The organism is Planococcus sp. NCCP-2050 (assembly GCF_023708025.1).
Classification (GTDB): domain Bacteria; phylum Bacillota; class Bacilli; order Bacillales_A; family Planococcaceae; genus Planococcus.
Genome location: NZ_BRCX01000002.1, coordinates 22,578 through 45,184, shown reverse-complemented (window position 1 = coordinate 45,184; position 22,607 = coordinate 22,578). Strand labels below are relative to the sequence as shown.

General features: G+C 44.4%; 22 protein-coding genes. 12 read left to right on the top strand and 10 right to left on the bottom strand.

The genetic code is table 11. The features are described from left to right. The first annotated feature begins 46 nt into the window (after positions 1-46). Positions 47-673 carry a DUF4064 domain-containing protein gene (locus tag NFU07_RS09505; protein ID WP_251477337.1) on the top strand — a complete coding sequence of 209 codons (627 nt, stop codon included), beginning with the start codon at positions 47-49 and terminating at the stop codon, positions 671-673. 19 nt (positions 674-692) lie between these two features. Here the strand turns inward: NFU07_RS09505 and NFU07_RS09500 are convergent, their stop codons facing one another. Continuing rightward, positions 693-1,184 carry a GNAT family N-acetyltransferase gene (locus NFU07_RS09500; RefSeq protein ID WP_251477334.1) on the bottom strand — a complete coding sequence of 164 codons (492 nt, stop codon included), beginning with the start codon at positions 1,182-1,184 and terminating at the stop codon, positions 693-695. A 96-nt stretch (positions 1,185-1,280) separates the two neighbouring features. Here NFU07_RS09500 and NFU07_RS09495 point away from each other — a divergent pair, with 96 nt between their 5' ends. Both NFU07_RS09495 and NFU07_RS09490 read left to right on the top strand, forming a co-directional pair. Then, on the top strand, positions 1,281-1,733 hold the full coding sequence (locus NFU07_RS09495) for a GNAT family N-acetyltransferase (protein ID WP_251477331.1): 453 nt from the start codon (positions 1,281-1,283) through the stop codon (positions 1,731-1,733). A 78-nt stretch (positions 1,734-1,811) separates the two neighbouring features. Then, positions 1,812-2,177 (top strand): hypothetical protein, encoded by a 366-nt coding sequence (locus NFU07_RS09490; RefSeq protein ID WP_235198165.1) that lies wholly within the window; start codon positions 1,812-1,814, stop codon positions 2,175-2,177. A 52-nt stretch (positions 2,178-2,229) separates the two neighbouring features. On the opposite strand, the gene NFU07_RS09485 is transcribed toward NFU07_RS09490, so the two are convergent. Then, a complete protein-coding gene (locus NFU07_RS09485; protein WP_251477328.1) occupies positions 2,230-3,357 on the bottom strand; it encodes an MFS transporter in 1,128 nt (375 codons plus the stop codon). A gap of 101 nt (positions 3,358-3,458) precedes the next feature. On the opposite strand from NFU07_RS09485, the gene NFU07_RS09480 reads away from it, so the two are divergent. From NFU07_RS09480 to NFU07_RS09465, 4 genes are all read left to right on the top strand, one after another. Continuing rightward, on the top strand, positions 3,459-4,352 hold the full coding sequence (locus NFU07_RS09480) for a diacylglycerol/lipid kinase family protein (protein ID WP_251477324.1): 894 nt from the start codon (positions 3,459-3,461) through the stop codon (positions 4,350-4,352). Between the two features lie 294 nt (positions 4,353-4,646). Next, complete coding sequence (locus tag NFU07_RS09475; protein WP_052653177.1) at positions 4,647-5,432, top strand: helix-turn-helix domain-containing protein; 786 nt, start codon at positions 4,647-4,649, stop codon at positions 5,430-5,432. Positions 5,433-5,592: 160 nt separating this feature from the next. Further along, the gene (gene yidC / locus NFU07_RS09470; RefSeq protein ID WP_251477322.1) at positions 5,593-6,375 is read left to right on the top strand and encodes a membrane protein insertase YidC; all 783 of its coding nucleotides are present in this window, start codon (positions 5,593-5,595) and stop codon (positions 6,373-6,375) included. Between the two features lie 52 nt (positions 6,376-6,427). Further along, the gene (locus tag NFU07_RS09465) at positions 6,428-6,673 is read left to right on the top strand and encodes a hypothetical protein (protein WP_251477319.1); all 246 of its coding nucleotides are present in this window, start codon (positions 6,428-6,430) and stop codon (positions 6,671-6,673) included. Between the two features lie 223 nt (positions 6,674-6,896). Here NFU07_RS09465 and NFU07_RS09460 read toward each other — a convergent pair whose 3' ends face one another. After that, entirely contained in the window at positions 6,897-8,048 is a 1,152-nt protein-coding gene (locus tag NFU07_RS09460) for a 3-phenylpropionate MFS transporter (RefSeq protein WP_251477315.1), read from the bottom strand. Between the two features lie 123 nt (positions 8,049-8,171). On the opposite strand from NFU07_RS09460, the gene NFU07_RS09455 reads away from it, so the two are divergent. Further along, positions 8,172-9,122 (top strand): M15 family metallopeptidase, encoded by a 951-nt coding sequence (locus NFU07_RS09455; protein WP_251477312.1) that lies wholly within the window; start codon positions 8,172-8,174, stop codon positions 9,120-9,122. 64 nt (positions 9,123-9,186) lie between these two features. Here the strand turns inward: NFU07_RS09455 and cls are convergent, their stop codons facing one another. From cls to NFU07_RS09430, 5 genes are all read right to left on the bottom strand, one after another. After that, a complete protein-coding gene (gene cls, locus NFU07_RS09450; protein ID WP_251477310.1) occupies positions 9,187-10,641 on the bottom strand; it encodes a cardiolipin synthase in 1,455 nt (484 codons plus the stop codon). A 152-nt stretch (positions 10,642-10,793) separates the two neighbouring features. After that, positions 10,794-11,624: a squalene/phytoene synthase family protein gene (locus tag NFU07_RS09445; protein ID WP_251477307.1), complete on the bottom strand. Its 831-nt coding sequence runs from the start codon at positions 11,622-11,624 to the stop codon at positions 10,794-10,796. A gap of 187 nt (positions 11,625-11,811) precedes the next feature. After that, positions 11,812-12,531 carry an HAD-IIB family hydrolase gene (locus tag NFU07_RS09440; RefSeq protein ID WP_251477304.1) on the bottom strand — a complete coding sequence of 240 codons (720 nt, stop codon included), beginning with the start codon at positions 12,529-12,531 and terminating at the stop codon, positions 11,812-11,814. Beyond that, positions 12,476-13,738 (bottom strand): glycosyltransferase, encoded by a 1,263-nt coding sequence (locus NFU07_RS09435; RefSeq protein WP_251477300.1) that lies wholly within the window; start codon positions 13,736-13,738, stop codon positions 12,476-12,478. The genes NFU07_RS09440 and NFU07_RS09435 overlap by 56 nt, the downstream gene beginning before the upstream one ends. A gap of 176 nt (positions 13,739-13,914) precedes the next feature. After that, the gene (locus tag NFU07_RS09430; RefSeq protein WP_251477297.1) at positions 13,915-14,766 is read right to left on the bottom strand and encodes an MBL fold metallo-hydrolase; all 852 of its coding nucleotides are present in this window, start codon (positions 14,764-14,766) and stop codon (positions 13,915-13,917) included. A gap of 150 nt (positions 14,767-14,916) precedes the next feature. Here NFU07_RS09430 and NFU07_RS09425 point away from each other — a divergent pair, with 150 nt between their 5' ends. Further along, the gene (locus tag NFU07_RS09425; protein ID WP_251477294.1) at positions 14,917-16,035 is read left to right on the top strand and encodes an NAD(P)/FAD-dependent oxidoreductase; all 1,119 of its coding nucleotides are present in this window, start codon (positions 14,917-14,919) and stop codon (positions 16,033-16,035) included. Between the two features lie 14 nt (positions 16,036-16,049). Continuing rightward, positions 16,050-17,585, top strand: coding sequence for an aminotransferase class V-fold PLP-dependent enzyme (locus NFU07_RS09420; RefSeq protein WP_251477291.1), 1,536 nt, complete (start codon positions 16,050-16,052; stop codon positions 17,583-17,585). Positions 17,586-17,625: 40 nt separating this feature from the next. On the opposite strand, the gene NFU07_RS09415 is transcribed toward NFU07_RS09420, so the two are convergent. Continuing rightward, positions 17,626-18,843 (bottom strand): helix-turn-helix domain-containing protein, encoded by a 1,218-nt coding sequence (locus tag NFU07_RS09415; RefSeq protein ID WP_251477287.1) that lies wholly within the window; start codon positions 18,841-18,843, stop codon positions 17,626-17,628. 118 nt (positions 18,844-18,961) lie between these two features. On the opposite strand from NFU07_RS09415, the gene NFU07_RS09410 reads away from it, so the two are divergent. Both NFU07_RS09410 and NFU07_RS09405 read left to right on the top strand, forming a co-directional pair. Next, positions 18,962-20,251 (top strand): MFS transporter, encoded by a 1,290-nt coding sequence (locus NFU07_RS09410; RefSeq protein WP_251477283.1) that lies wholly within the window; start codon positions 18,962-18,964, stop codon positions 20,249-20,251. Between the two features lie 125 nt (positions 20,252-20,376). Further along, complete coding sequence (locus NFU07_RS09405) at positions 20,377-21,234, top strand: SDR family oxidoreductase (RefSeq protein ID WP_251477280.1); 858 nt, start codon at positions 20,377-20,379, stop codon at positions 21,232-21,234. Positions 21,235-21,427: 193 nt separating this feature from the next. On the opposite strand, the gene NFU07_RS09400 is transcribed toward NFU07_RS09405, so the two are convergent. Next, positions 21,428-22,588, bottom strand: coding sequence for an MFS transporter (locus tag NFU07_RS09400; protein ID WP_251477277.1), 1,161 nt, complete (start codon positions 22,586-22,588; stop codon positions 21,428-21,430). Positions 22,589-22,607 lie beyond the last annotated feature (19 nt).

Genomic DNA, 22,607 nt, shown 5'->3' with positions numbered 1-22,607 from the left:
GGGCTTTCAACCAAGCCAGAAGAAAAGTGAGAAAGAGGTGCATGAAATGAACAATGGAGTTGTCAGCAGAGGTGCAGAAAAAACATTAGGTGTAATAGGCATTATCTTTAATCTTTTAACCATCGCCCTATTGGTAATCGGTATCCTTAGTTTCGACAGTGTGCAAAACACGACAGAATTCCAGGATTTTGAACAAGAAATCTTGAATGATTCAACATTTGCAAGTCCGCAAGACGCCCAAGCCTTTTTGGATACTTTTATTTCCAGCTTTAGCATCATTGGCTGGATAATCGTCGCACTGCTTGCGATCAGTACCATTTTAGCGATTTTAGCTATCGCGAATCTGCGAAATAATCGCAATCCTAAAGCAGCAGGAGTGCTTTTCATCATTGCAGGGCTATTTGCAGGGTTGCTTTCGTTAACATCGATCTTATTCTACATTGCGGCAATTATGTGCTTTGTACGGAAAGGGACCAAACGTGACGATTTCTCGTCAGGACGCGATGACTTTAATGGACGCAATGATGATGTGAAGCTAAAAGAAGAACAGCGAATTCGTGAAGAAGAACGGATCCGCCAAGAAGAGCGCCTTCGCCAGGAAGAACAGCGGAGACAAAACGATACGACCAATAATCCGCTTCATAAAGATGACGATACGTATCGTCCGCTATAAACAAAAAACACCCGTTCTTTTAAAGAACGGGTGTTTTTAAGTAATAAATATATTTGGCAGTCTGTAAAGGGTAGCCTTCAAAGACTTCTTCGAATTCTTCTACTAATTCAAAGCCATTGCGTTCATAGAACTTCCGGCCTTTTTCATTTTTGCATTCCACATAAACGAATAATTGCGAGCCATCTTTTAACTGGGATAGTCCGCTCGACAACAATTGTTTGCCGTAGCCATTGCGTTGAAATTCAGGTTTCAAGTAAAGCGCAATCAGCTCAGCATCGCCGTCTTCGTCTACTCGGGTGAAGTTGGCAAATCCAACGGGTTCGCTACCATGAAAAGCAAGCAAAACAATGGTTCTCTCGAGTCTCATTTCCATCATTGGCGTAGAGTACGATTTATCTAAAAATTGTTTTTGGACAGTTGGAGGAATAATGCCTTCATAAGTATCAACCCAGCTAACGTGTGCGATTTCCTGGACAGATGCAATATCATCAATCGTGCCTGCACGAATCATTTGCTCACCTCTAAAATTCTTTCCGTTATCATATCAAAAATACATCCAAATAGCCACTAATGTGAAATAATGAAAAGAGAGAGGGAGGCGAAGAATTTGGAGTGGAATACCTATCATTTTGATGAATTGACTGCCCGAAAGTTATACGAATTTTTGAAATTACGGGTGGATGTATTTGTAGTGGAGCAGAATTGCCCGTATCCTGAGTTGGATGATTTAGATCAAGAATCCATTCACATCGCCTATAGCGAGAATGGAAAAACATTGGCGTACGCTAGGCTGGTTCCGGCGGGGGTGAAGTATGAAATCCCTTCTATCGGACGGGTCATCGTCCGTGCCGAAGCAAGAAACCGGGGGCTCGCTAAACAATTGATGATTCAGGCAATGGACTATATCTTGAACGAATGGCAATCCAATGAAATTCAATTGCAAGGGCAAGTATACTTGCAAGAGTTTTATGAGTCTTTCGGTTTTCTGCCGATTTCAGAAGCGTACGATGAAGATGGAATTCCACATGTGGATATGAAATTCACCAACAATAAAATGTAATGCTTTTGACATGTGAATGTTGCATAAGTTTAGTAAAATAGGGTAAACAAGTTTTAATAGAGAATAGGAGTGAAGTAAATGGCAAAAAGAAGAGGGATATTATTGGCAGGTTTAGCTGCCGGCGCATATGCATACTTCAAGAAACCAGAAAATCGTGAAAAAGCCACTGTAGCTTTTAATAATGCGAAAACGAAGGTGAATTCATTTATGGAATCTCAAAACTTGGACAAACTAAACAAAACATCAACTGACGGACAAGAATCGACAAAAGACCGCGAAAAAGAAATGGTCAATGAAGGCGGAGAGCCAGGCGTCCAATATTATAATGAAGATAAAAAAGCAGATGAAAATGCGAAGTTATCTTCAAACGATACGAGCGAAGAAAAATCAGAGAACACGAAGACCGTATCGCCGGAGCCGCGCATTGGCACCGATAATATCTAAATGAGTGGCCGAAAAAGAAGGATGGTTAAAAACCATCCTTCTTTCCTGCGTTTTATCTTCTAGCCACTATTCCATTCAGCCCTGCTATGATGAGCAGCAAACTTCCACTTAAGATAAATCCTTCATTTGCGGATAATTCCAGAGCTCCAGTAACACTGGATCCGGCAACCACACCAAAAGAAAAGAATGCATAGAAATAGCCATAAGCTCTTCCACGCGATTGCAGATTCGTCGAATCGATCAAGAGCGAGTTGATGGAAGGAAAAAGAAGGGCAAAACCGATTCCATAGCTTGCCATGGCGATATACATAAGTGCTGCAAGAGAAACCGCACTTAAAAGAAAAAGGGAAAGCGCCATACACGTAAAGCCGGCGATTAATGTATAGACAGGTTTTACACGGTCGAATAAGCGATTGACTGGCAGCAGAAATACCAAAATGGCAGCAATGCCGAAAGTACTTAACAGCAAGCCGCTCATTTCGGAAGGCAATTGAAGCGCATCGATTTTAAGGGGCAGCATGTAAGCAAGCACCCCTTGAGAAAACATTAAGAAAAAAGCGCCGATAAATGCCTGAAATAAGCCGCGGTTGCGAATGGCGACCATAAATGGAATGTTAGCAGCTTGGACAGATTCTTGCTTGGCAGGTTCTTTCTTCAGCAAAAAGTAAGAGATGGTCCCCAGCAACAGAAGAATGGTACCTGTAACTCCCATCATTTCCGGGACACTTGTACGGCTCGCGTAAATGGCACCGAAAGCTGGGCCAATAATGGCGGCTAATCCGACAAAGGCTCCGGAAACTGCAGCCCCTTTTCCTCGCCGGTTCTGCTCGGTTTTATTGGCCAGAAAAGTGAAAGCGGCGGGCACCGTGAAGCCGGCAGCCAATCCGTGGAAAAAGCGGATGATCAGCAAACTGTACGGACCGGCTGCTAAATGATAAGAAAACAAAATTACACCTGTGGAAACGAGGCCGAAAATCAGTATGGCTAAAGGCCCGCGGCGGTCAGCGAATATTCCTGAAATCACATTGCCTACCACATTCGACAACGAATACATGCCTACAGCAAGCCCGGCTAAAAAAGGCGTGGCTCCTAAATCGACGGCAAATGGGCTCATGATTGGCAGCTGGGCAAACAAGTCAAAAAACGCGAAGAAAATAATCAAATAAATAAAAATGCGCATTGTCACCCTCACTTTCAGTAATTGAAGAACAGTGGGATTAACTTGACCCTAAGAGAGGGTAAAGATAAATATGGTTATATCATACCACCGGAGGTAACTAAATGAAAAAAGCGATGTTTATCTTGAATCCATCTGCAGGAAAAGAGAAAGCGGCCCAATATCGTGCCCAAGTAGAACAAACATTAGTAGATATGAGCTATAGTGTAGACACAAGGACCACAGAAAAACAGCATGACGCCACAAATTTTGCCCGTGAAGCCTGTGAATTAAAATATGATTTCGTCGTAGCGATGGGGGGCGACGGAACCATCAACGAAGCTGTTTCCGGTTTAGCGGAACAGCCTCACCAACCGCTGTTTTCCTTGATCCCGCTTGGAACCGTCAATGATTTTGCCCGGGCACTGGGGATTTCATTGGATCCGCCTGAAGCGATTGAAGCTTTAAAAACAGGATATGAAAAAAGAGTGGATATCGCAAAAGTGGGCGATCATTATTTCATGAATATCTTGGCGCTCGGACAAATTGCCGAATCGACTTATGAAGTGTCACCGGAACAGAAAACTCGATTAGGGGCCTTGGCTTATTTCATAGAAGGAGTTAAGGCGATTACTTCGGATGCGGAACAATATTTTAAAATCAAACATGACCACGGTGAGTGGGAAGGCGAAGCAAAATTGGTGTTGGTCGCTTTGACCAATTCGGTTGGCGGATTTGAAAAGCTGGCGCCAGAAGCCTTAACGGACGATGGGCTACTGCATGTCTATATTGTGAAAAATGCAGCTTTGCCTGCTTTTATCCGAATAGCAGGTGCAATGTTAAGAGGGAAGCTTGAAAAAGACCCGGCAGTAGAAGTGGTTCATACCACCCAAGTCTCAATTGACACAAGTGAGCCAATTTCATGCAATATCGACGGCGATGAAGGTTCACCGACTCCTTTTACAATTGAAGTTCTTCCGCGGCATATACGTGCTTTGATCCCGCCGGATAAAGAATAGAAACGAGAGAGCAAAAGCCAGCCTTTCTTGGGAAAGACTGGCTTTTAGTCATGAATTTTAAAATATTGGAAATTTATTAGTTTCCAGAGAAACCCTTTTGACAGATATTCGTCATTTGTAGTATAGTTTTAGGGAAAATATTTCCTTTAATAAGGTATTAAAGGTAAAATGGTAATAAACCATATTACATAAAAAATTTAATAAGTTCTACTTTGAGCTATGTTCATCTTGAGCGATTCAGTATATAGTTGAAGTAACTGCTTAAAATTTAGAACTTAGAAAGACGGGGAAAAAATGAATATACTAGCTGCGCCATCGATTCAAGAAACAATTTCCAAGATTTTTATGAATGAAAGTGAAAATCTGAATCAATATGAGGGAATTGAGAAGTTTTTTGAAATCGAAACACAATTAATTTATGAAATCCACCATCTTGAAAAAGACCGGGCGAAGCAAACTTTGCGCCTTTTGATCGATTTAATCGGTATTAAAGCAGGCAAAGATACCATTCGCCAAGTCCGCAACTATTACATAGTCCTCTCATCTGTAATGGCTCGTAAACTTTATGAAATGCGCGTGCCGCCTAAAAAAGCGTTTGCTTTCAATACGGCTTGCATCGAATTGGTTGAAAAGCATATGAACGATTCAGAGTTTCTTTACGTAGCGGATGAGTTGATCGAGTTCTTTGTGTCGGTCATTTCTGAACGCAAACAGCCTTCTTTTGGCCATCAAACCGTAAACAAAGTAGTCATGTTCATCAATGATGAAGTCGAACGAGATTTGTCAGTAGAGGACATTGCGAAGCATTTCCATATCTCAACAAGCCATTTGTCCCGTATTTTCAGAGAGCATGCCGGCATTACACTCGTTGAGTATTTGAATGTGCGCCGTGTAGAAGAATCTCAATATTATTTACGCCACTCGGACAAAGGGATTTCAGAGATTTCGAAGCAATTCCATTTCTGCAACCAAAGTTATTTCACGCGCATCTTCAAAAAATACACAACTGTCACACCAAAACAATTCCGCGACAGCCAGCACATTCCGTATTTCCGCTACAATCTGCCAAACTCGAATTAAGGAGAATTTTTTCTCCTTTTTTTCTTGCCTGAAAACTTTTATAGCATTCGCTATTTTGTCACACAATGCAATAAAGTTTGCTAATTCAGAGTCACTGATTGAAATTTATCAATCATATAGGTATACTTCTTTATAGTTGAAAAAGGTGAAGGTGACTAAATTGAAAAAGAAAATGATATTGCTGTCCTTTCTGGCAATGGCGGTTCTCGTATTAAGCGGCTGTTCGGCTGTTGAGAATCAAGAAGGGTTTTTCTATAGTGTTTTTGTAAAGCCATTTGCTAGTTCGTTAATTTACTTGGGTGACTTGTTCGGTGGAAGCTATGGTTTAGCGATTGTAGCGATTACTGTAGTAATTCGTCTAGTCTTGATGCCATTTATGCTGCGTACGTATAAGCGCCAGCAAGGCATGAAAGTCAAAATGGATAAATTGCGCCCGGAAATGGAAGACATTCAAAAGCGCTTAAAAGAAACAAAAGACAAAGAGGAACAAATGAAAATCCAGCAGGAAATGATGGGTCTATACAAAAAGCATGACGTTAACCCGTTGAATATGGGCTGTCTGCCAGTTGTCATTCAAATGCCAATCATTATGGGTCTTTACTTTGCGATTCTCTACGCCCCGGATTATGTAAAAGATCATGAGTTCCTATGGTTCACATTAGGCTCGCCGGATATTTTAATGACTTTGATCGCTGGAGCAGTTTACTTCTTCCAAGCAAAAGTCTCATTATGGACAATGCCGGAACAGCAGCAAAAGCAAATGAAACTTTTCGTTTATATCTCACCAGTGATGATCATGTTCGTATCATTTTCATCCATGGCTGCATTGCCAGTATACTGGGCAGTCGGCGGGATCTTGCTGATCATCCAAACGTTTATCGGACGCAAGTTCTATTCTGAACATCCCGAAAAAGCATTGGAAGCTGTAGAAGATAAAAAATAAAAACAAAAAGCCGGCATACTTTGCCGGCTTTCTTTTTTAGGAGTGAAAAAAGATGAATTCGAAATGGGTACAAGGAATTGCGATGGCTGTATTAAGTCTAGCAGCGCTCGCTTTTCTCGTTATGGGAAATTTAGAAATCACTGTATTATTCATGACCTTGCTGTTTGTGTTGACTAATTCGTTCCGTTATCGCCAGATGAAAGCAAAAGGCATGGACCGCGAAGCAAAATGGATGCGTGGGATGGCCATTATTTTTGCCGTACTGTTTGTCATCGTGTTGGTTACAATTCTCGTATAATCCAGTAGTTAAAAACAGCAGCAGCCTAATTGGCCGCTGCTGTTTTTTTGTATTGGTATTTTTCTTTTTGGCGTTCTTCAAGTAAGGTATCTAAGCGTTCCATTAAGCTTGCGATATCCTTTTGTGAAATTCGTTTCAATATACCCAGCTCCCTGTGACAGTTGATACTCATTTATTCGCAGTCATCTCGAAGATTATGGGGGTAGTTTGTAGGAATTTTTATTTAATAAGAAAATCTTCTTCTAGTGAGCAATACCAACAAAATTGCCGGGCCGGAGAATAGAACCATTCCAAGGAATGAAAGGCCGGGAGAGATTTCGTAAAGAAAACCTCCGAGAATGGTCAAAGCCGCAACGCTTAAACTCATGGCAATGGCTGCATACATTCCTTGGGCAGCTGGAATGTGCAAAGGATCAAGCTTTTGGAAAATATAGCGGATGAATGCGAAATGCGCCAGCCCGAAAGACAAGGCGTGGAAAACTTGGCTGAAGATGAACACCCAAACAGATGGAAAAAGGAAAATCAACACCCATCGCAATGTGGAGCCGATACCAGCGGCTAAGAACATCGACGAAACGGACCAATTGGCGAACCATGAATCGGCTTTTGCAAATATCAGGATTTCAAAAAGGATCGCTACATTCAAGATAAGGCCGATGTAAAAGCTGTTGACGCCGACGTCCTGCAAATAAATAAAGCCGTAATTATAGTAAGCTGCGTGTGCTCCCTGCAGCAAAGTCGTGATCAACAACATGAGCATGAACGGTTTTGAACGCAGCAATTCTTTCATGACGCTTCCGGAATTCGTTTTTTTGGATTCAGGTTTAGATTGTAAGGGAATAGGTGAAGTAGCTGATTGGGTGAAAGCCATGAATAGCAACCCGCCAAGCATTACCCAGTAAATTGCGCTTTCCTGCCATATTGCCGTAGCACCGCCGACAATCAATAATGCAATGGTATAACCGACAGATCCATAAGAACGGCTTTTCCCGTAATGGATATGGTCTGTTTTCATCAATACGGTTGCGCCGCTCTCCATCGCCGGCAGCAAGTTCGGATAGACAAAGCTGAAAGCGAAAGTTAAGATGAATAGCCACACATAAGAGTTAGCGGGCATATGTAGGAGCATGAGGACAAAAGATAGAATGGCCAGTAGCTGCATAAGCTTCCCTAACGAAAAGATGCGCGTCATGAGCGGGAAGAAAATCAGGGTGGAAAGCGATCGGGCGAACATGCCGGCACCCATGATGAGGCTCGCTGCTGAAACGCTGATGCCTTTATCGTTGGTCAACCATCCTGTCCAATAAGGCAGAAAGACTCCCCATGTGAAAAAGAAAGCGAAAAAATTAAGTGAAAGCCATTTTTGATTGTTCATATTCTTCCCTCATATCTTGTAAAAAATTCTATTTAAAGTATACCGAATGTTCATTTGTTTAGGGAGAAATTATGCGAGAGTAATGGTAGAATAAAAAAGAACTTTAGAGAAAGAAGGAGAACCATGCAATCGCGGTATTCGATGAATCAGAAAAATAAGAAGCCTTATATAAAGTGGATCCTCATTAGCCTTGGAATTGTAGTCGTTTTAGCTGGAGGGGTTTCTGCTTACTGGATGTCTCTCCACAATTGGGATATAGAAGAAAGTTTAGAGGCTTTATCGCCATCTGAAACAGATATCAAAACAGTTGAACCGAATGAAGATGTCTCATCACAAAAAGGGGAAACGCCTATGCCTGAAGAGCCGCAAACTCCGGTAGAATCAGAAAAGCCGACTGAACCGGAAACGCCGGAAAAAACGGAAACCCCGCCAGCAGAAGTTCCTTCCGCTGATAAAGAAGAGAAAGCGCCGGAGCAAGAAAAGGCGCCTCCCGCAAAAGAACAACCAGTAAAAGACGCAACGAAATATCAGGACAATTTAAAATTGCCGGCTAAACCGACAGTCATTAACAATGTCTTGATCGCCAATAAACAGCATCCGCTGCCGCAATCATACGCGCCGGGTGAAAGCAAAGAAGCAAGAGCCGCTTTTGAATCCATGCGGACAGAAGCGTTAAAAGCGAAAATCGATTTGACGGCATTCAGTACGTATCGTGATTTTGCACGCCAGAAAGTTTTATACGAAGGCTATGTTGCAAAAGATGGCCAGCAAGCGGCAGACCGCTATAGCGCACGCCCGGGATATTCGGAACATCAGACAGGACTTGCCTTCGATATCGGAGAAACGGGGCAAGAGCAGCATTGGGCTTCCGCTAGCTTTGGTGACACGAAAGGCGGCAAATGGCTGATGGAGAACGCGCATCGCTACGGCTTTATTCTTCGCTACCCACAAGGAGCGGAAAAGATTACCGGCTATATGCACGAATCCTGGCATTACCGTTATGTCGGCAAAGAAGTAGCTGCTGATATCCATGCTAAAGGTGTGACATTAGAAGAATATCTGGATGTACATTAAAAAAGCGTTTCCTTCCAACTAAGGAGGGAAACGCTTTTTGTATATTTTCTGTTAGGTCGCAGTCTTATAGAATAGGCGCCAACAGCCGAGCAATTGATTCTTTTGTTTTAATCATTTTGGTTCTGGATAGATAGATGTCTACTGTCAGTTCCGTAGAGAGCTCCACATCTTGGTGGAACAATTCTGCAAGGTCCGAGGAAACTTTTTCATCATAGATGAAGGCGTTTATTTCAAAGTTTAATTTAAAGCTCCGTACATCGATATTAGCAGTCCCGACGGTAGATGCTTTTCCATCGATCACAATCATTTTCGTATGGATAAATCCATTATCGTAAATATAGACCCGCGCGCCTGCTTTTAATAACTGTCCGGCATACGAATAAGTCGCCCAATAGACGAAAGGGTGGTCCGGTTTGTTTGGAATCATGACGCGTACATCGATGCCGGATAAGGCGGCAATCCGAATAGCATCATAGAAGCTTGCATCAGGTATGAAATACGGCGTCTGAATATAAATCGATTCTTTCGCCATATTGATCAGTTTCAGGTAACCGTCTTTAATCTGTTCCCATTCTTCGTCAGGACCACTCGAGACAATTTGCATCGTTGTTTTGCCTTTTTCAGGAATGGCAGGGAAGAAGATTTCATCGTATTCAATATCATGGCGTGCAGAGGCTTGATTCCAGTCCAAGATGAAACGGGTTTGCAGCGGGTGTACCGCACTGCCTTCTACACGCAGATGGGTGTCTCGCCAGTAGCCGAATTTCCGGCTTAAGCCGATGTATTCATCTCCAACGTTAAATCCGCCAACATACCCAACCCGGCCATCGATGACTACAATTTTTCGGTGATTCCGGTAGTTGAGGCGTGGATTGATAATCGGCAAGATGGACGGGAAGAAAGTTTCAACTTCTCCGCCCGCATCGATGAATTCTTTAAAATGTCTCTTGCTGAGCCGTCGTGACCCCATGTCGTCATAAAGCAGCCTAACTTTGACGCCTTGTTTCGCTTTGGCGGTTAAAGTCTTTAAAAGACGGGTGCCTAGGCCGTCCAAGCGGAAAATATAGTATTGGATATGTATATGGTCTTTTGCTTGCTCCATATCGGCAATCAATGCATCGAATTTCTGGCGGCCGTCATTGAAAATTTGGACAGCATTGTCCTGAGTCAGCACGGCGCCGTTATTTCGTAAGTGAAGGTAAACTAAATCCTTGTAGTCGTGGGCATTATCGTCGCGAAAATGAAAATCGTCCTCGTCCAAAGCGTGTAATTGATGTTTGATCAAACTATCAATACCGATTTTTTTTCGGCCTTCCCATTTGAACAAGGTTTTCTTACGAAGTTGGCGGCCGAGAAGAAGATAAACAAAGAAGCCGAATATCGGAATGAAAAAAAGAACCAACAGCCATGCCCATGTCGAAGAAGCATCCCGGCGCTCTAAAAAGACAAGCGCTGCAGCTAGAAAAATATTGAGTACGAAAGTGGCTGCGGTCAATACACTAATAATGGAAATCGTCATTTTTCTCCCCCGTTTATAGTTGCTTCGCTTTTTTAAGTATAGCCTATTTGGTCGAAAGGAAGAAGGGAAGTGAAGCCGAAAGTAAGTATCTTTTCCTATAACAGCCCATACAAAAAAGACGCATTTGATAAGCCATCAAATGCGTCCATTGCCTAATTGATCTGTTCTTCTTGCTTGAGCTGTTCCACGATTCCTTCAACTTCAGACCGTGTAATCTTCTCTTTTCCAGATTTCAATGCTTTCAACGTACTGTGCGCTAAAGCCAACGGCACTTTGCAGAACATCAAAATTCGTTTGTTTTTAATCGATTTTACGTATTGGTTGGCTTGTTCCAAATTGCCGTTTGCGTAATTGAACATGTCTTCACGCGTCCAACCATCTGGTACAAAAGTGACACCGCGTTCCAAGTCTTCATCGTAATTGCGGAGCATATTTACAGCCTGTAGGCCCCGTCCAAAAGCGATGGCCAGTTCCGGATCAGTTTCCGTATTGTCATGCCATTTCCATAAGTCGGAAAGCATCGTACCGACAAGCCCAGCCACGTAATACGTGTAATCATCCAGATCTTCCTTCGTTTCGATAATCCACTTTTTCTCCACCCATTTTGCCATTCCGGCTGCCATGATGGAAGTGGATTCTTTCACTTTTTCCACGATTTCCGGAGGACAGACGCTGATCCAATCGGCTAAACGTTTTGTAACCGGCGGCAGAAAGTTGTCGTAAGGTTTGATCATAGCTTCGTAAGCAAAGCGGTCGAATGGAGCTTTCAATAATTCACTGGTTGTTGACAAAAGGTGGATTTTCACTTCATCATCCAATTCCGGATGATCTTCAATTTCATCAATTGCCCGCATGCATAAATAGGCAGAAGCAACCGTCTTTTTCAAATTAGATTCTAAAAAATTGATTGGGATGAAAAAAGTCCGGCTCGTTTCCTTCAACATGACCATGGACTCTTTTTGCAAATTCGCGACTTTACTCATCTCAATTTCCTCCTGTTCATAGGCAAATCTGTTTTTTTCATCTTGAAATACGCAAACATCTTTGGAAATCACGAAACTGCCTTTCCTTTAAATATAAACGAATTGGCTAAAAAAACAAATGTTTGCTTGAATGCGCATAAAGTATGTATAAAAATAGCCTTCCAAGGCCGTAGAAGCGGCTAGAAGGCTATTTGGAGTGGAAGTGTTTCCAGGCTTCCTGAATTCCGCCTGCATATCCTTTAGTGGCGCGGAAAATGAGTGGGTGTTCTTCACTTTCCAACAGTTCCGGAAGGGCATTGCCGACAATGACAGAAGGAAAACCAAGTGTCAGCATTTCCAGGTCGTTTCCGGAATCTCCAGCTACTAAAAGTTTTGCGTCGCGAATATTGTATTTATCCAATAGATATTGCAAAGCTTGTCCCTTGCCACTTGGCAACGGCACGATATCGACATCGCGTCCACCGCTAAATATCAATTTATACGGAATGCCTGAGGCTTCCAGCTTAGTTTGGAATTCTTCGACAGGTTGTTTTTCTTCAACATAATAGGAACAGCGATTTTCAAGCAAAAGCGGCTGTTTCGTCAAACCGGAAACAGTGGCGGCAATTGCGTCAATCGCATCTGGGTCCCAAGTTTCCAGCATTCGGGCTTCCCAGTCCTTGTCTTGTTCGAAATTTTCGCCAATGTGGATGGTCGTACCGACATCTGTCACTAAAATATCCGGCACTGGCAGGTTCTCGCTTTCAATTAATGACAAAGCCGAATCAAAATATCGGCCCGTAATATAGATAAGCGAGACATCGTAAATTTGTTCATCGTAGAATTTCAGCAATTGCTGAAGACCTTCGGAATCACCAACCAGTGTTCCATCCAGGTCTGTTGCTAATATATGCTTTGCTTCGTGCACTGCTAATCACCTCATACATAGAATCAATGCGTTCGGAAATTGAATCCCAATCGAAATCTTTCTTTGCAATTCTGACGGCTTGACGGCTCAAGCGTTCAACCAATAACGAATTGATTGATAAGACTTCCATGGCAATTCCTAAATCGATTTCGTTTTTTGTTTCGACAAGCAATCCGGTGATGCCATCTTGGACGACGTTTTTCAAACCGCCAACATCCGATGCGATAACAGGGCTGCCGCATGCTTGCGCTTCTGCAGCCACCATACCGAACGATTCGTAATAACTAGGAACGATGGTGGCAGTGGCAATATTAAACAACCTTGCCAGCTGTTCCTGTGATTGCGGCCCAAGAAATTCCACATATTTTTCAATGCCTTTGACAGCTTCACGCAGTTTAGGGTCGAGCGGCAAGCGCGTTGCGTGATCGATTCCATCTTGTTCTCCGCCAGCAATCAAAAGTCGAGGCTTAAATTTGGCTTCGGTCTTATTGACCAATAGCTGAAATGCATTCAGCAGCGTGAAGATTCCCTTGGTTTCTTCCAACCTTCCGGCAAAAACGAAGAGAGGAGCCTCAAAGCCGGATTTTTTTCTGAGATGTGAACGGATTCCATGCACGGTAAATGCCTCGTCCACCCCGATGGGGATCACTTTGATAGGAGAAGGCGACTCAAGGTTTTCCTGAATCAATTGTTTCTCATTATTTGTAGTAGCGATTACTTGATCTGCTGTTTTTAAAATAGACTTTTCAGCTTTGATACGCCGTGCATCTGTGACGCCGGTCGCTTTTGCTTTTGCCCATCCGAGAGAATGGGAAGTATGGATAAGGGGGAGTCCGAATTCTTCCTTCAGTTTTTTCCCGATTAAGCCGGAAAGCCAGTAATGTGTGTGAACTAAATCATATGAGGAAAGGTTCAGCGCACTTTTCATCTCTTTGTAGAAAGCTGGAAGCATCGTAAACATCTCATCTTTAGATACAAATCCTTTATGGCCAGCTTCGACCCGGATGACGCGGCAAGCAGTTCCGAATTTCTCGATTCTTGGCGCTGAAGCGTCGCACCAATGGGTGACAACATCTATTTGCCAACCTCTTTTTTCAAGGGCAAGGGCTAATTGTTTAACGTAATTATTTTGACCGCCGGCTTGTTTACCTCCTAATTTTGCTAAAGGATCGCCGTGGTCTGAAACAAAAAGCGCTCTTTTAATCATTGTGCTCATCTCCATTCGATGTCATTTCAGTTTCTATAAAAAAACGGAACTGGACTATTTTTATACCCGTTTTCTGAAATATTAAAACATATTTTTGAATTATTCGGTTAAATCGTATTTATTTGCGTTGCCCATAGAAAACCTCTTGGAAAAAACTTTTCCAAGAGGTTTTTTGTTTAAGGGTGCAGTGTATCGATAAACTTCCCGTATTTTGGAACTGCGAGATCCGGAAAGTTCTCAGCTAATTCCACTAAACCTTTTGCTAAAACGGAACCTCTTATCGGCTTGCCATGTCCTGTAGCTGCTACAGAAGGACGAAGGTCAGCAAGTTTTACGACGGATTCCCAAGCGGCTCGCCAGTCTGGCGTCAAATATACGGGTGGACCGTACACACCCTTCTTTTGCGTCAGGACCCGGTAAAGCGAATCTTGCTTGACTGTTACAAAAGCGTCTCCCGCAATAAGAATGCGTCCATGTTCCCGGAACAGAGAAACGTGGCCTTCTGTGTGGCCTGGCGTATGAATCCAGCGCCATCCAGGCATATCCGGCACTGTGCCGTCCTCAGGCAATGCATGAAGGCGAGTTGAGATATCAATGGCTTTCACGGGGAATTCTTTTGACATTTTGACGATCCATCCGCCTTCTGCTTCAAAATCCGGTTCAGGATAGTCAGTGATTCCTTTTAAATAAGAGAATTCCAATGGGTGGGCATAGACCGGCACATCATGCGTTTCCAAAATTTCAATCAAACCGCCGACATGGTCGAAATGGCCATGCGTTAAAATAATGGACTTTAATTTATGGCCGGGGCCAAAATGATTTTCCGCTTCTTTTAAAATACGTTGTCCAGAAGCCGGCATGCCTGCATCAACGAGTACCCATTCATTGCTGACGGCAGGATTTCCGATAAAATACACGTTTGCCACTTGAATGGTATAGCAGTATATATCAGGTGCGACTTCATAACCGGATCCGCTTCTGAATGAGGTCACCGGCAATACTTTTTCAGTGGAAGAACTTTTTTCCATAAAAACGCCTCCTTGATTTCCAGATAAATTTTCTTTCTAATCTCTACCCTCATCCCGAGCTTTTAAATCCATGGAAAGACAGAGGCATTTGAGTATGATTGCCAACTCCAGTAAAATGAAGATAAGAAATTATAGAGACTGGGTGTTTAAATGAAGTCAGTAATTATTATCGGCTCCGGAATTCTAGGGGCTTCTACTGCATACGAAGCTGCGAAGCGCGGTGCAGAAGTGACGTTGATCGATCGAGGTGATGCAGGGCAAGCAACTGGTGCAGCAGCGGGAATTGTTTGTCCCTGGATTTCACAGCGAAGAAATAAAGCTTGGTATGGACTTGCAAAAAACGGAGCAGCTTACTACCCTGAATTGATCCAAGCATTGGAAGCGCTTGGCCAGCAAGAAACAGGCTATAAGCAAGTCGGCATCGTCAGCATTCACGAAGACAGCAAACTGGATAAAATGGAAGAAAAGGCACGTGAACGCCGGGAAGAAGCGCCGGAAATGGGAGAAGTTAAGAGGCTTTCCCCGGAAGAGACGCAAGAACGGTTCCCTTTCGCAACAGGGCCGTATGGTTCTCTTTACGTCAGCGGCGCAGCAAGAGTGGAAGGGCATTCTGTCCGAGATGCTTTAATCGGAGCGGCAGTGAAATTGGGCGCGAAAAAAGTGCATGGAAATGCAGAATTGATCTTAGAAGGAACGGAAGTGGCAGGAGTAAAAGCAGACGGTAAGGAATTTTATGCAGAGAGTATCGTATCCACAGGGGGGGCTTGGGCAGCTGGACTATTCGAACCGCTCGGTCTGAGATTTAAAGTCGTGCCGCAAAAAGCGCAAATTCTTCACTTGCATTCGGAAGAAACACCGACTGAAGAGTGGCCGGTAGCGATGGTGCCTTATGGGTTGTATATTGTACCGTTTTCAGAAGGGCGCATCGTCGCTGGCGCCACGCATGAAAATGATGCGGGGTATGACACTAAACTGACCGCGGGCGGCATCCATCACATCCTGGATAAAACACTCGATGCAGCTCCTGGGCTTGCGGCGGCTGAGTTGACGGGAGCCGCGACCGGTTTTCGCCCCTCGACTCAAAGTGCACTGCCGGTCATCGGGCCGGTGCCAGGCTATGCCAATCTCTTTGCAGCGAACGGCTTAGGGTCCTCAGGGCTGACAGCAGGCCCGTATTTAGGCATGCAATTAGCGAAGCTAGCAATAGGGGAACCTCTGGATATTGATTTGAGTCTCTATGAAATAGAAGAGATTTTCGAACGCGAATAGAAGGGGGAATAGCTGTGTACTGGTGCAAAATTGCCCGAAGCGAGGAAGAGTTCCAAGCGATTGCCCAATTGAATTATGAGACCTTTGTCGAGGAGATTCCCCAGCACGAAGCAGACGGTTCAGGGGTAAGGGTAGATTCTTTTCATGCACAGAATACGTACTTGATTGTTTTAGCGGATACGCTCCTCGTGGGTATGATTGCGCTGCGATCTGAACGTCCTTTTTCATTGGATCTGAAAATCGGTGAGGTAGAGCAGTATTTGCCGAATTCCCGCAAAATCTGCGAAATCAGATTGATGGCGGTCCGGAAACAGCATCGGAACGGCCGGGTGTTTTTCCTGATGGCCCGGGCACTTTCGGATTATTGCTACGCCGAAGGGTTCGATGCCGCCGTCATTTCAGGGACCACACGGCAATTGAAATTATATGGCCAGTTGGGCTTTAAAGCCATCGCAGATCCTGTAGGAACAGGGGATGCGGTGTTCGTGCCAATGGCTACGACGCGCAGCCAATATGCTGAGTCTGTAGCTGCGCGCCTCCAAACCGGACGGAAATTATTTTTGCCGGGACCCGTAAAGTTAACGGGGCCGCTTTCGGCACCTTTTACGGAAGACCCGGTTTCCCATCGCTCGTCCACTTTCCAGGCAGTATTGGAAGAAACGAAAGAAAAGCTAAAAGAGATGACCGGATCTTGTCCGCATTTTTTATTCGGCAGCGGAACGCTTGCCAATGAAGCGATGCTTGCCCAAATAAGCCGGCTTCAAAGCCGCGGCTTAATCTTAGTGAATGGTGAATTTGGCAGACGGCTAAAAGATCAGGCAAGCAAGTGGAAACTGGATTTTGAAGTAGAGGAGCAGGAATGGGGCAGCGCTTTTTCGCTGGCTTCCATTCAAAAGCGTCTCCAGCAGCAAAGTTTTGGCTGGCTTTTAATGGTGCACGGTGAAACTTCGACAGGCATGCTGAACGATATCGGAAGTTTTGCATCAATCTGCGATCAGCTGCAAGTGAAACTTTGCGTCGATGCCGTCAGCAGTTTTGGGGCGGTTCCGCTTTCCTTTGAAAATATTTGGCTTGCGACGGCCGTAAGCGGAAAAGCAATCGGAACAAGCAGTGGACTCGCCATCGTTTTTGCCAACCGGAACATATTGCCGGATCCAAAGCTGCCTGCGTACCTCGACTTGGGCCATTATAGCAATCAAGTGCCGTTTACTTTGTCCTATTCATTGTTAAAAAGCTTCAAAATTGCGCTGGATGCTTATCCGGAGCGGTATGAACGATTGGCCGAACGTCTAGAAAAGTTGAAACGGGACACCGCAAGTTGGCCAAAGCTCGCAGAAGGCTTTCCGACAGCGATTACCTTTAAAGGTGAGCGCGATTACAAACATTTCGCACTGGATGCGCATTTGTCCGGATTGGAGCTTCATAGTACAAGCGCTTACCTCCAGGAAAGAGAACTGTTCCAAGTGTCTTGTATCCAGCCGGATTTTGAGGCGGACTGGCAGCAGCTCATGAAATTCCATGAAGGCTATTTTAAGCACCTAGCTAAATAAAAGCCTGGCCGAATTTTTATTCGGCCAGGCTTTTATCTTTTTATCGGACGATTTGCTGATGCACGTCCAGGATGAATTTTTTATAAGGTAAATCCAACAGCGGTAAAATATTGTTTTTGGCGATGTCCGCATGCTTTACCGCCAGCTCGTGTTGGCCTTGCTGCTCGTATATCAAAGCGATATAAGCGTCTTTTTCATAATTCATCGCGAGGTCATACGGGTGGTGAAGAAATTCCCAAATCTTATGGCGCTTCAACCAGTCGAGCGCTTCCTCGAGGCGGCCTTGTCCGTATAGAGCTTTTCCTTTCTCAAGGAAAAATTGAGAAATCTCATCTTCTTTATATTTCTCCAGATTTTTATCGACAATCGCTTCCGCTTTTTCATATTCATGGACAAAAGAATTTAAATAATGGGCTTCCAGCAAATCCAACGTGATGTCAATTTTTTCGTCATCTGAAAACTCGGCAAACAGCCGGAGCTTATGGACGTAATAGTTTTTCATTTCCTGATTGTTTTTTAAAATGGCATGGAAACTCATGACACGGTAAAGATCGTTCATCTTATAAAAAATTTGGTGCTCTTTTGAATATTCGACCGCTTCATTAATAATGCGTACGGCATCCTCATCATTGCCGATAGCAAAATACAAGATTGCTTCTACAAAATCAAAATCCAATTTTTTCAGCGAATCAAGAACAGCATCCCGGGCTTCAAAAGATTTCCGTGATTCTTGAAGCATAGAAAGGGCATCGCTGTAAAGGTGTTCATTGAATTTAAGGGTTGCACGGAACATATGGATTTCGGCGCTGTTGTTCATCAAATGCAAGCCTTCATACATTTCTTCTGCTTGCGAAAGAGGGGCTTGCCAGCCTTCTTTTTTAGCGTAATACAGACTGCGGCTATAAAGCTCAAGCAACCGGGCAGATTCATAGCGATAAGGCAATGAATCGACATAGGGTTCAATCTTTTCAGCGATTTTTGGAAAGCCTTCACTGAAATTCTCTGCTTCGATCCGGTACATCTTCTCAACTTCCTGCAACAGTTCCCGTAATTCACTCGTCGGTATTTCCGCTAATAATTCATTCTTATCGATGCCTAACTGCTCCGCTATATAAGACAAGCTTTCCATGGATGGATTGGCTTTATTGTTTTCGATTAAACTCAGCATTCCTTTAGTCAGGCCGCTGCCGGCGAGTGTCTGCAGCGTTAGGCCTTGTTCTTTGCGCAATTTCTTGATGCGTTCTCCTAAAGTCTCCACTTCATTCACCTCATTTTAAAATTAGTTTAATTATATTAAACTTTCTCTTGCAATGCCAATTTAACCGTGATATATTTTGTTTAATTAAATTAAACTTTTTTCTAAGGGGATGGAAAAAATGTCAGAAGCAGCAAAGATGAAACGGGCCGGCTACCATTTATACACCTTCACGATCAGCAAGCTCATTTCTACATTCGGCAGCAGCGTGTACGCGTTCGGAATCAGTTTATATGTGTTGGCACTCACAGGGTCCGCTGCCAGTTTCGCTGTCAATTTGATTTGCAGTATTTTGCCGCGCACAATTCTAGCGCCGTTTGCGGGATATGCCGCAGACAATTATTCGAAGAAGAAATTGATCATCTTATCCCAGCTCGGCGGAATTTTAACAGTCAGCGGATTGTTGGTGTATAGCTTGGTTATCGGTTTATCGTTGCCTGCAATTTATGCAGCGACTGCCTTAGTATCGGTATTCTCGATGTTCAACGGCGTCACTTTTTCCGCATCGATTGCGAATTTAATTGATCCGGACCGCATTCAAAAAGCGATGGGCTTCAATCAGTCGGCGGTTTCGATTGCTGCCATCGGAGGGCCTGTCATTGGCGGTATGCTGTTCGGCTTCGTATCGATGAATGTTTTTCTCGCAATTGAAATTGTAGCTTACGCCATTGCCCTTGTTCTCGAAGCGACGATGAATTTCAGGCTCTTCACGACCGCTGCAGCGAAAACAGCGGATGAACCGAAACAATCGGTCATGCAGGGAATGAAAGAAGGGATCGCTTATCTTCGGACGAACCGGGTCATTATGGTGATTGTCACGACGGCCATCGGTTTGAATTTCTTTTTCTCCGCTTTGATGATCGGTTTGCCGTTCATTGCAGTACAGCAATTAAAAGTAGAAGCGACGCATTTCGGCATTATCGAATCAATGATTGCAGTAGGCATGCTCGCAGCATCTGTTTATTTCTCGATTCGAAAAGAAGTCAAGTTTCCATTATTGTTTTCAAAAAGGGCGATTCTCGCCATGTCCATTATTTTGGCAGCACTTGCGTTGCCTTTGGTTTTGAATATGTCCTATACCATGAATGTCTTGTACTTCATTATCTTAATGCTGGCTTTCGGCTTGTCGAATGTTTGTGTCAATACCCCTATCGGAGTCATGATGCAAAAAGACGTGGCCGAAGAATACCGGGGCCGCATATTCGGTATCTTGGAATCGATGGCCATGGCGATGATGCCGCTTGGCTACTTATTATTCGGCTTATTATACGATTTCGTGCCTGCGCAGTATGTCATATGGGGATGCAGCATCTGCCTCGTGCTTTTGACAGCCTATATGATGCGTGCAAGTATTTTGAAAGAAGCTTATCCAGAACTTGCCGGCACCCCGCCGGCTAAACCGGTCATTTAAACTGAAATGCCGCACACCTGAGGAGGATTCGGGTGTGCGGCATTTTACTTATTGAGGATGTTTAGGGAAGAAAAGAACGGGAAAAGTCTAGAACACGAAACCAAATCTGAAAGGATGACGAGACGATGGAAAAAGACAAGCCAGAAAACTTACCCGCACAAGAGCAGGAGCGCCAACCAGGATTTGAATCAGAAATGACCCCAGAACCGGACTTTACTGGAAACCTTGCAGGCAAAGCGCAGCGGCTTCCAGGAAAAACGGCATTAATAACAGGCGGCGACAGCGGAATTGGACGGGCGATAGCCGTTGCTTTTGCAAAAGAAGGAGCAGACGTTGCGATTGCGTATTTGGATGAACATGAAGATGCCGAAGAAACGAAAAAACATGTGGAGCAGGAAGGGAAGCGCTGCTTGTTGATTTCGGGAGATATCGGGGATGAAGCTTTTTGCCAGGAAGCCATACAAAAAGTGATTTCTGAATTTGGAAAGCTGGACGTATTGGTCAATAATGCTGGCGAGCAGCATCTTCAAAATTCATTGAAAGATATTACAGCGGAGCAATTAGAGCGGACGTTCCGGACCAATGTCTTTGGAATGTTCCATTTAACAAAGGCGGCACTTGACCATTTGAAGCCAGGAAGTTCAATTATCAATACGACTTCCATCACCGCTTATCAAGGAATGCCGACATTGATCGATTATTCATCCACAAAAGGCGCCATCCTTTCGTTTACGCGCGCCCTTTCAGGATCGCTCGCTGAAGAAGGGATCCGGGTAAACGCAGTAGCGCCAGGCCCAATCTGGACACCGCTCATTCCGGCTTCATTCCCTGCGGACCAAGTAGCGGAATTCGGCAAAAATACGCCGCTTGGCCGTGCCGGGCAGCCGGATGAATTAGCGCCGGGCTATGTCTACTTGGCGTCTGATGATTCTTCTTATGTCACCGGGCAAGTCATTCACATCAATGGCGGTACGCCTCTTTAAACTGTATAAGATATCAAAAAAGCAAGCACCTCATGAAGAGGTGCTTGCTTTTCAAATTGTCGTGAAACTGGTTGAAACAAACCCGTGCTCCTGCGCAAGCTCGTCGCAAAGCCATTGACCTCGCAAGCGTCGGTCAACAAACCCGTGCTCCTGCGCAAGCTCGTCGCAAAGCCATTGACCTCGCAAGCGTCGGTCAATGGCTTCGCAATGTTTTAGCGGAGCTGCGGTAAATAACGATAAGCAAAATACTGAGCAGCGCTATAGCTGCGGATAGATAATACACAGAGCCGGATTGGATGGTCAATAGCCATGTGAAAAAGAGGGGGCCGATGATGCGCCCCATATTATCCATGGAGTAAGTCATACCGGCTGCTGTGCCGTACTTCCCGCCGGATTCTTTGGAAGTCAGCGAGACGAGCACGGTTCTGGCCAATGCGTTGCCGGCAGTGAACACGCTCAGTGCAACACCTGCAAAGATAAGGCTGCTCGTGAATGGCAGCATCAAGAGGCCAATTGCCGTCACAATTTGAGCGCCGATAATCCACTTGGTTTCAGACCCGTCTTTGACTCTGCGCACCACGCCTCCTTGTATCGCTGCATCTACGAGCCCACTTGCCATGAAGAGGTAGCCTAACTGCAGCGGCGTGATTTCGATCTGGTCAATTTGGAACAATTGGAACGTCGATTCAAGTCCCGCCAATAAAAATGTGACGGCAAATGAAAAGAGGAATAGATAGCGGATCCGGTATTGCCAAAGAATGCTGCCGCCTTTCGGCAAAAGTTTCCGCTTTACGGCTTCGCCTTGGCGTGCCGGCTCTTTTAAAACGAGGCTCGCATAGACCATCAACAGCAACACTAAAATAGCGGAAGCTGTAAAAGGAAGCGACAGGGAAACCGCACCAAGCAGTCCGCCGATTGCCGGTCCGAAGATGAAGCCGAGCCCGATTGACATGCCGAGCAGCCCCATGTATTTATTGCGTTCATCGTCTGTTGTAATATCCGCGACACAGCCGGTGACGGCCGTGTAAAGTGCCCCGGAGAACAACCCGCCGATAATCCGCGATGCATAAAGCAAAACGAGATGATCAAGAAACAGGGAAAAAAGAAAAAAACTTAGGCTAAAACCAGCCAAGCCGATTAAAATCAGTTTTTTTCGGCCGGTCTGGTCAGACAAACGGCCCCATAATGGTGCTGTGAAAAAAGAGGAAAGCGCATAAATAGTAATGAGTCCACCGACATGGATATCGGAATAACCTTGCTGCACTACGACTTCCGGCAATACGGGGATGATGATGCCAAAACCCAAATAAACAAAAAATTGCACGGACATCAGTAATAAAATGGTTTTCTTCATAAATAAAACTCCTGCTTTC

What these genes read in the sequence shown, in the direction of transcription:
- NFU07_RS09425 (WP_251477294.1), top strand. Translation starts at nt 14,917, where the DNA reads ATGAAGTCAGTAATTATTATCGGCTCCGGAATTCTAGGGGCTTCTACT.
- NFU07_RS09455 (WP_251477312.1), top strand. Translation starts at nt 8,172, where the DNA reads ATGCAATCGCGGTATTCGATGAATCAGAAAAATAAGAAGCCTTATATA.
- NFU07_RS09500 (WP_251477334.1), bottom strand. Translation starts at nt 1,184, where the DNA reads ATGATTCGTGCAGGCACGATTGATGATATTGCATCTGTCCAGGAAATC.
- NFU07_RS09490 (WP_235198165.1), top strand. Translation starts at nt 1,812, where the DNA reads ATGGCAAAAAGAAGAGGGATATTATTGGCAGGTTTAGCTGCCGGCGCA.
- NFU07_RS09445 (WP_251477307.1), bottom strand. Translation starts at nt 11,624, where the DNA reads ATGAGTAAAGTCGCGAATTTGCAAAAAGAGTCCATGGTCATGTTGAAG.
- NFU07_RS09465 (WP_251477319.1), top strand. Translation starts at nt 6,428, where the DNA reads ATGAATTCGAAATGGGTACAAGGAATTGCGATGGCTGTATTAAGTCTA.
- cls (WP_251477310.1), bottom strand. Translation starts at nt 10,641, where the DNA reads ATGACGATTTCCATTATTAGTGTATTGACCGCAGCCACTTTCGTACTC.
- NFU07_RS09400 (WP_251477277.1), bottom strand. Translation starts at nt 22,588, where the DNA reads ATGAAGAAAACCATTTTATTACTGATGTCCGTGCAATTTTTTGTTTAT.
- NFU07_RS09480 (WP_251477324.1), top strand. Translation starts at nt 3,459, where the DNA reads ATGAAAAAAGCGATGTTTATCTTGAATCCATCTGCAGGAAAAGAGAAA.
- NFU07_RS09505 (WP_251477337.1), top strand. Translation starts at nt 47, where the DNA reads ATGAACAATGGAGTTGTCAGCAGAGGTGCAGAAAAAACATTAGGTGTA.
- NFU07_RS09435 (WP_251477300.1), bottom strand. Translation starts at nt 13,738, where the DNA reads ATGATTAAAAGAGCGCTTTTTGTTTCAGACCACGGCGATCCTTTAGCA.
- NFU07_RS09460 (WP_251477315.1), bottom strand. Translation starts at nt 8,048, where the DNA reads ATGAACAATCAAAAATGGCTTTCACTTAATTTTTTCGCTTTCTTTTTC.
- NFU07_RS09430 (WP_251477297.1), bottom strand. Translation starts at nt 14,766, where the DNA reads ATGGAAAAAAGTTCTTCCACTGAAAAAGTATTGCCGGTGACCTCATTC.
- NFU07_RS09475 (WP_052653177.1), top strand. Translation starts at nt 4,647, where the DNA reads ATGAATATACTAGCTGCGCCATCGATTCAAGAAACAATTTCCAAGATT.
- NFU07_RS09405 (WP_251477280.1), top strand. Translation starts at nt 20,377, where the DNA reads ATGGAAAAAGACAAGCCAGAAAACTTACCCGCACAAGAGCAGGAGCGC.
- NFU07_RS09410 (WP_251477283.1), top strand. Translation starts at nt 18,962, where the DNA reads ATGTCAGAAGCAGCAAAGATGAAACGGGCCGGCTACCATTTATACACC.
- NFU07_RS09485 (WP_251477328.1), bottom strand. Translation starts at nt 3,357, where the DNA reads ATGCGCATTTTTATTTATTTGATTATTTTCTTCGCGTTTTTTGACTTG.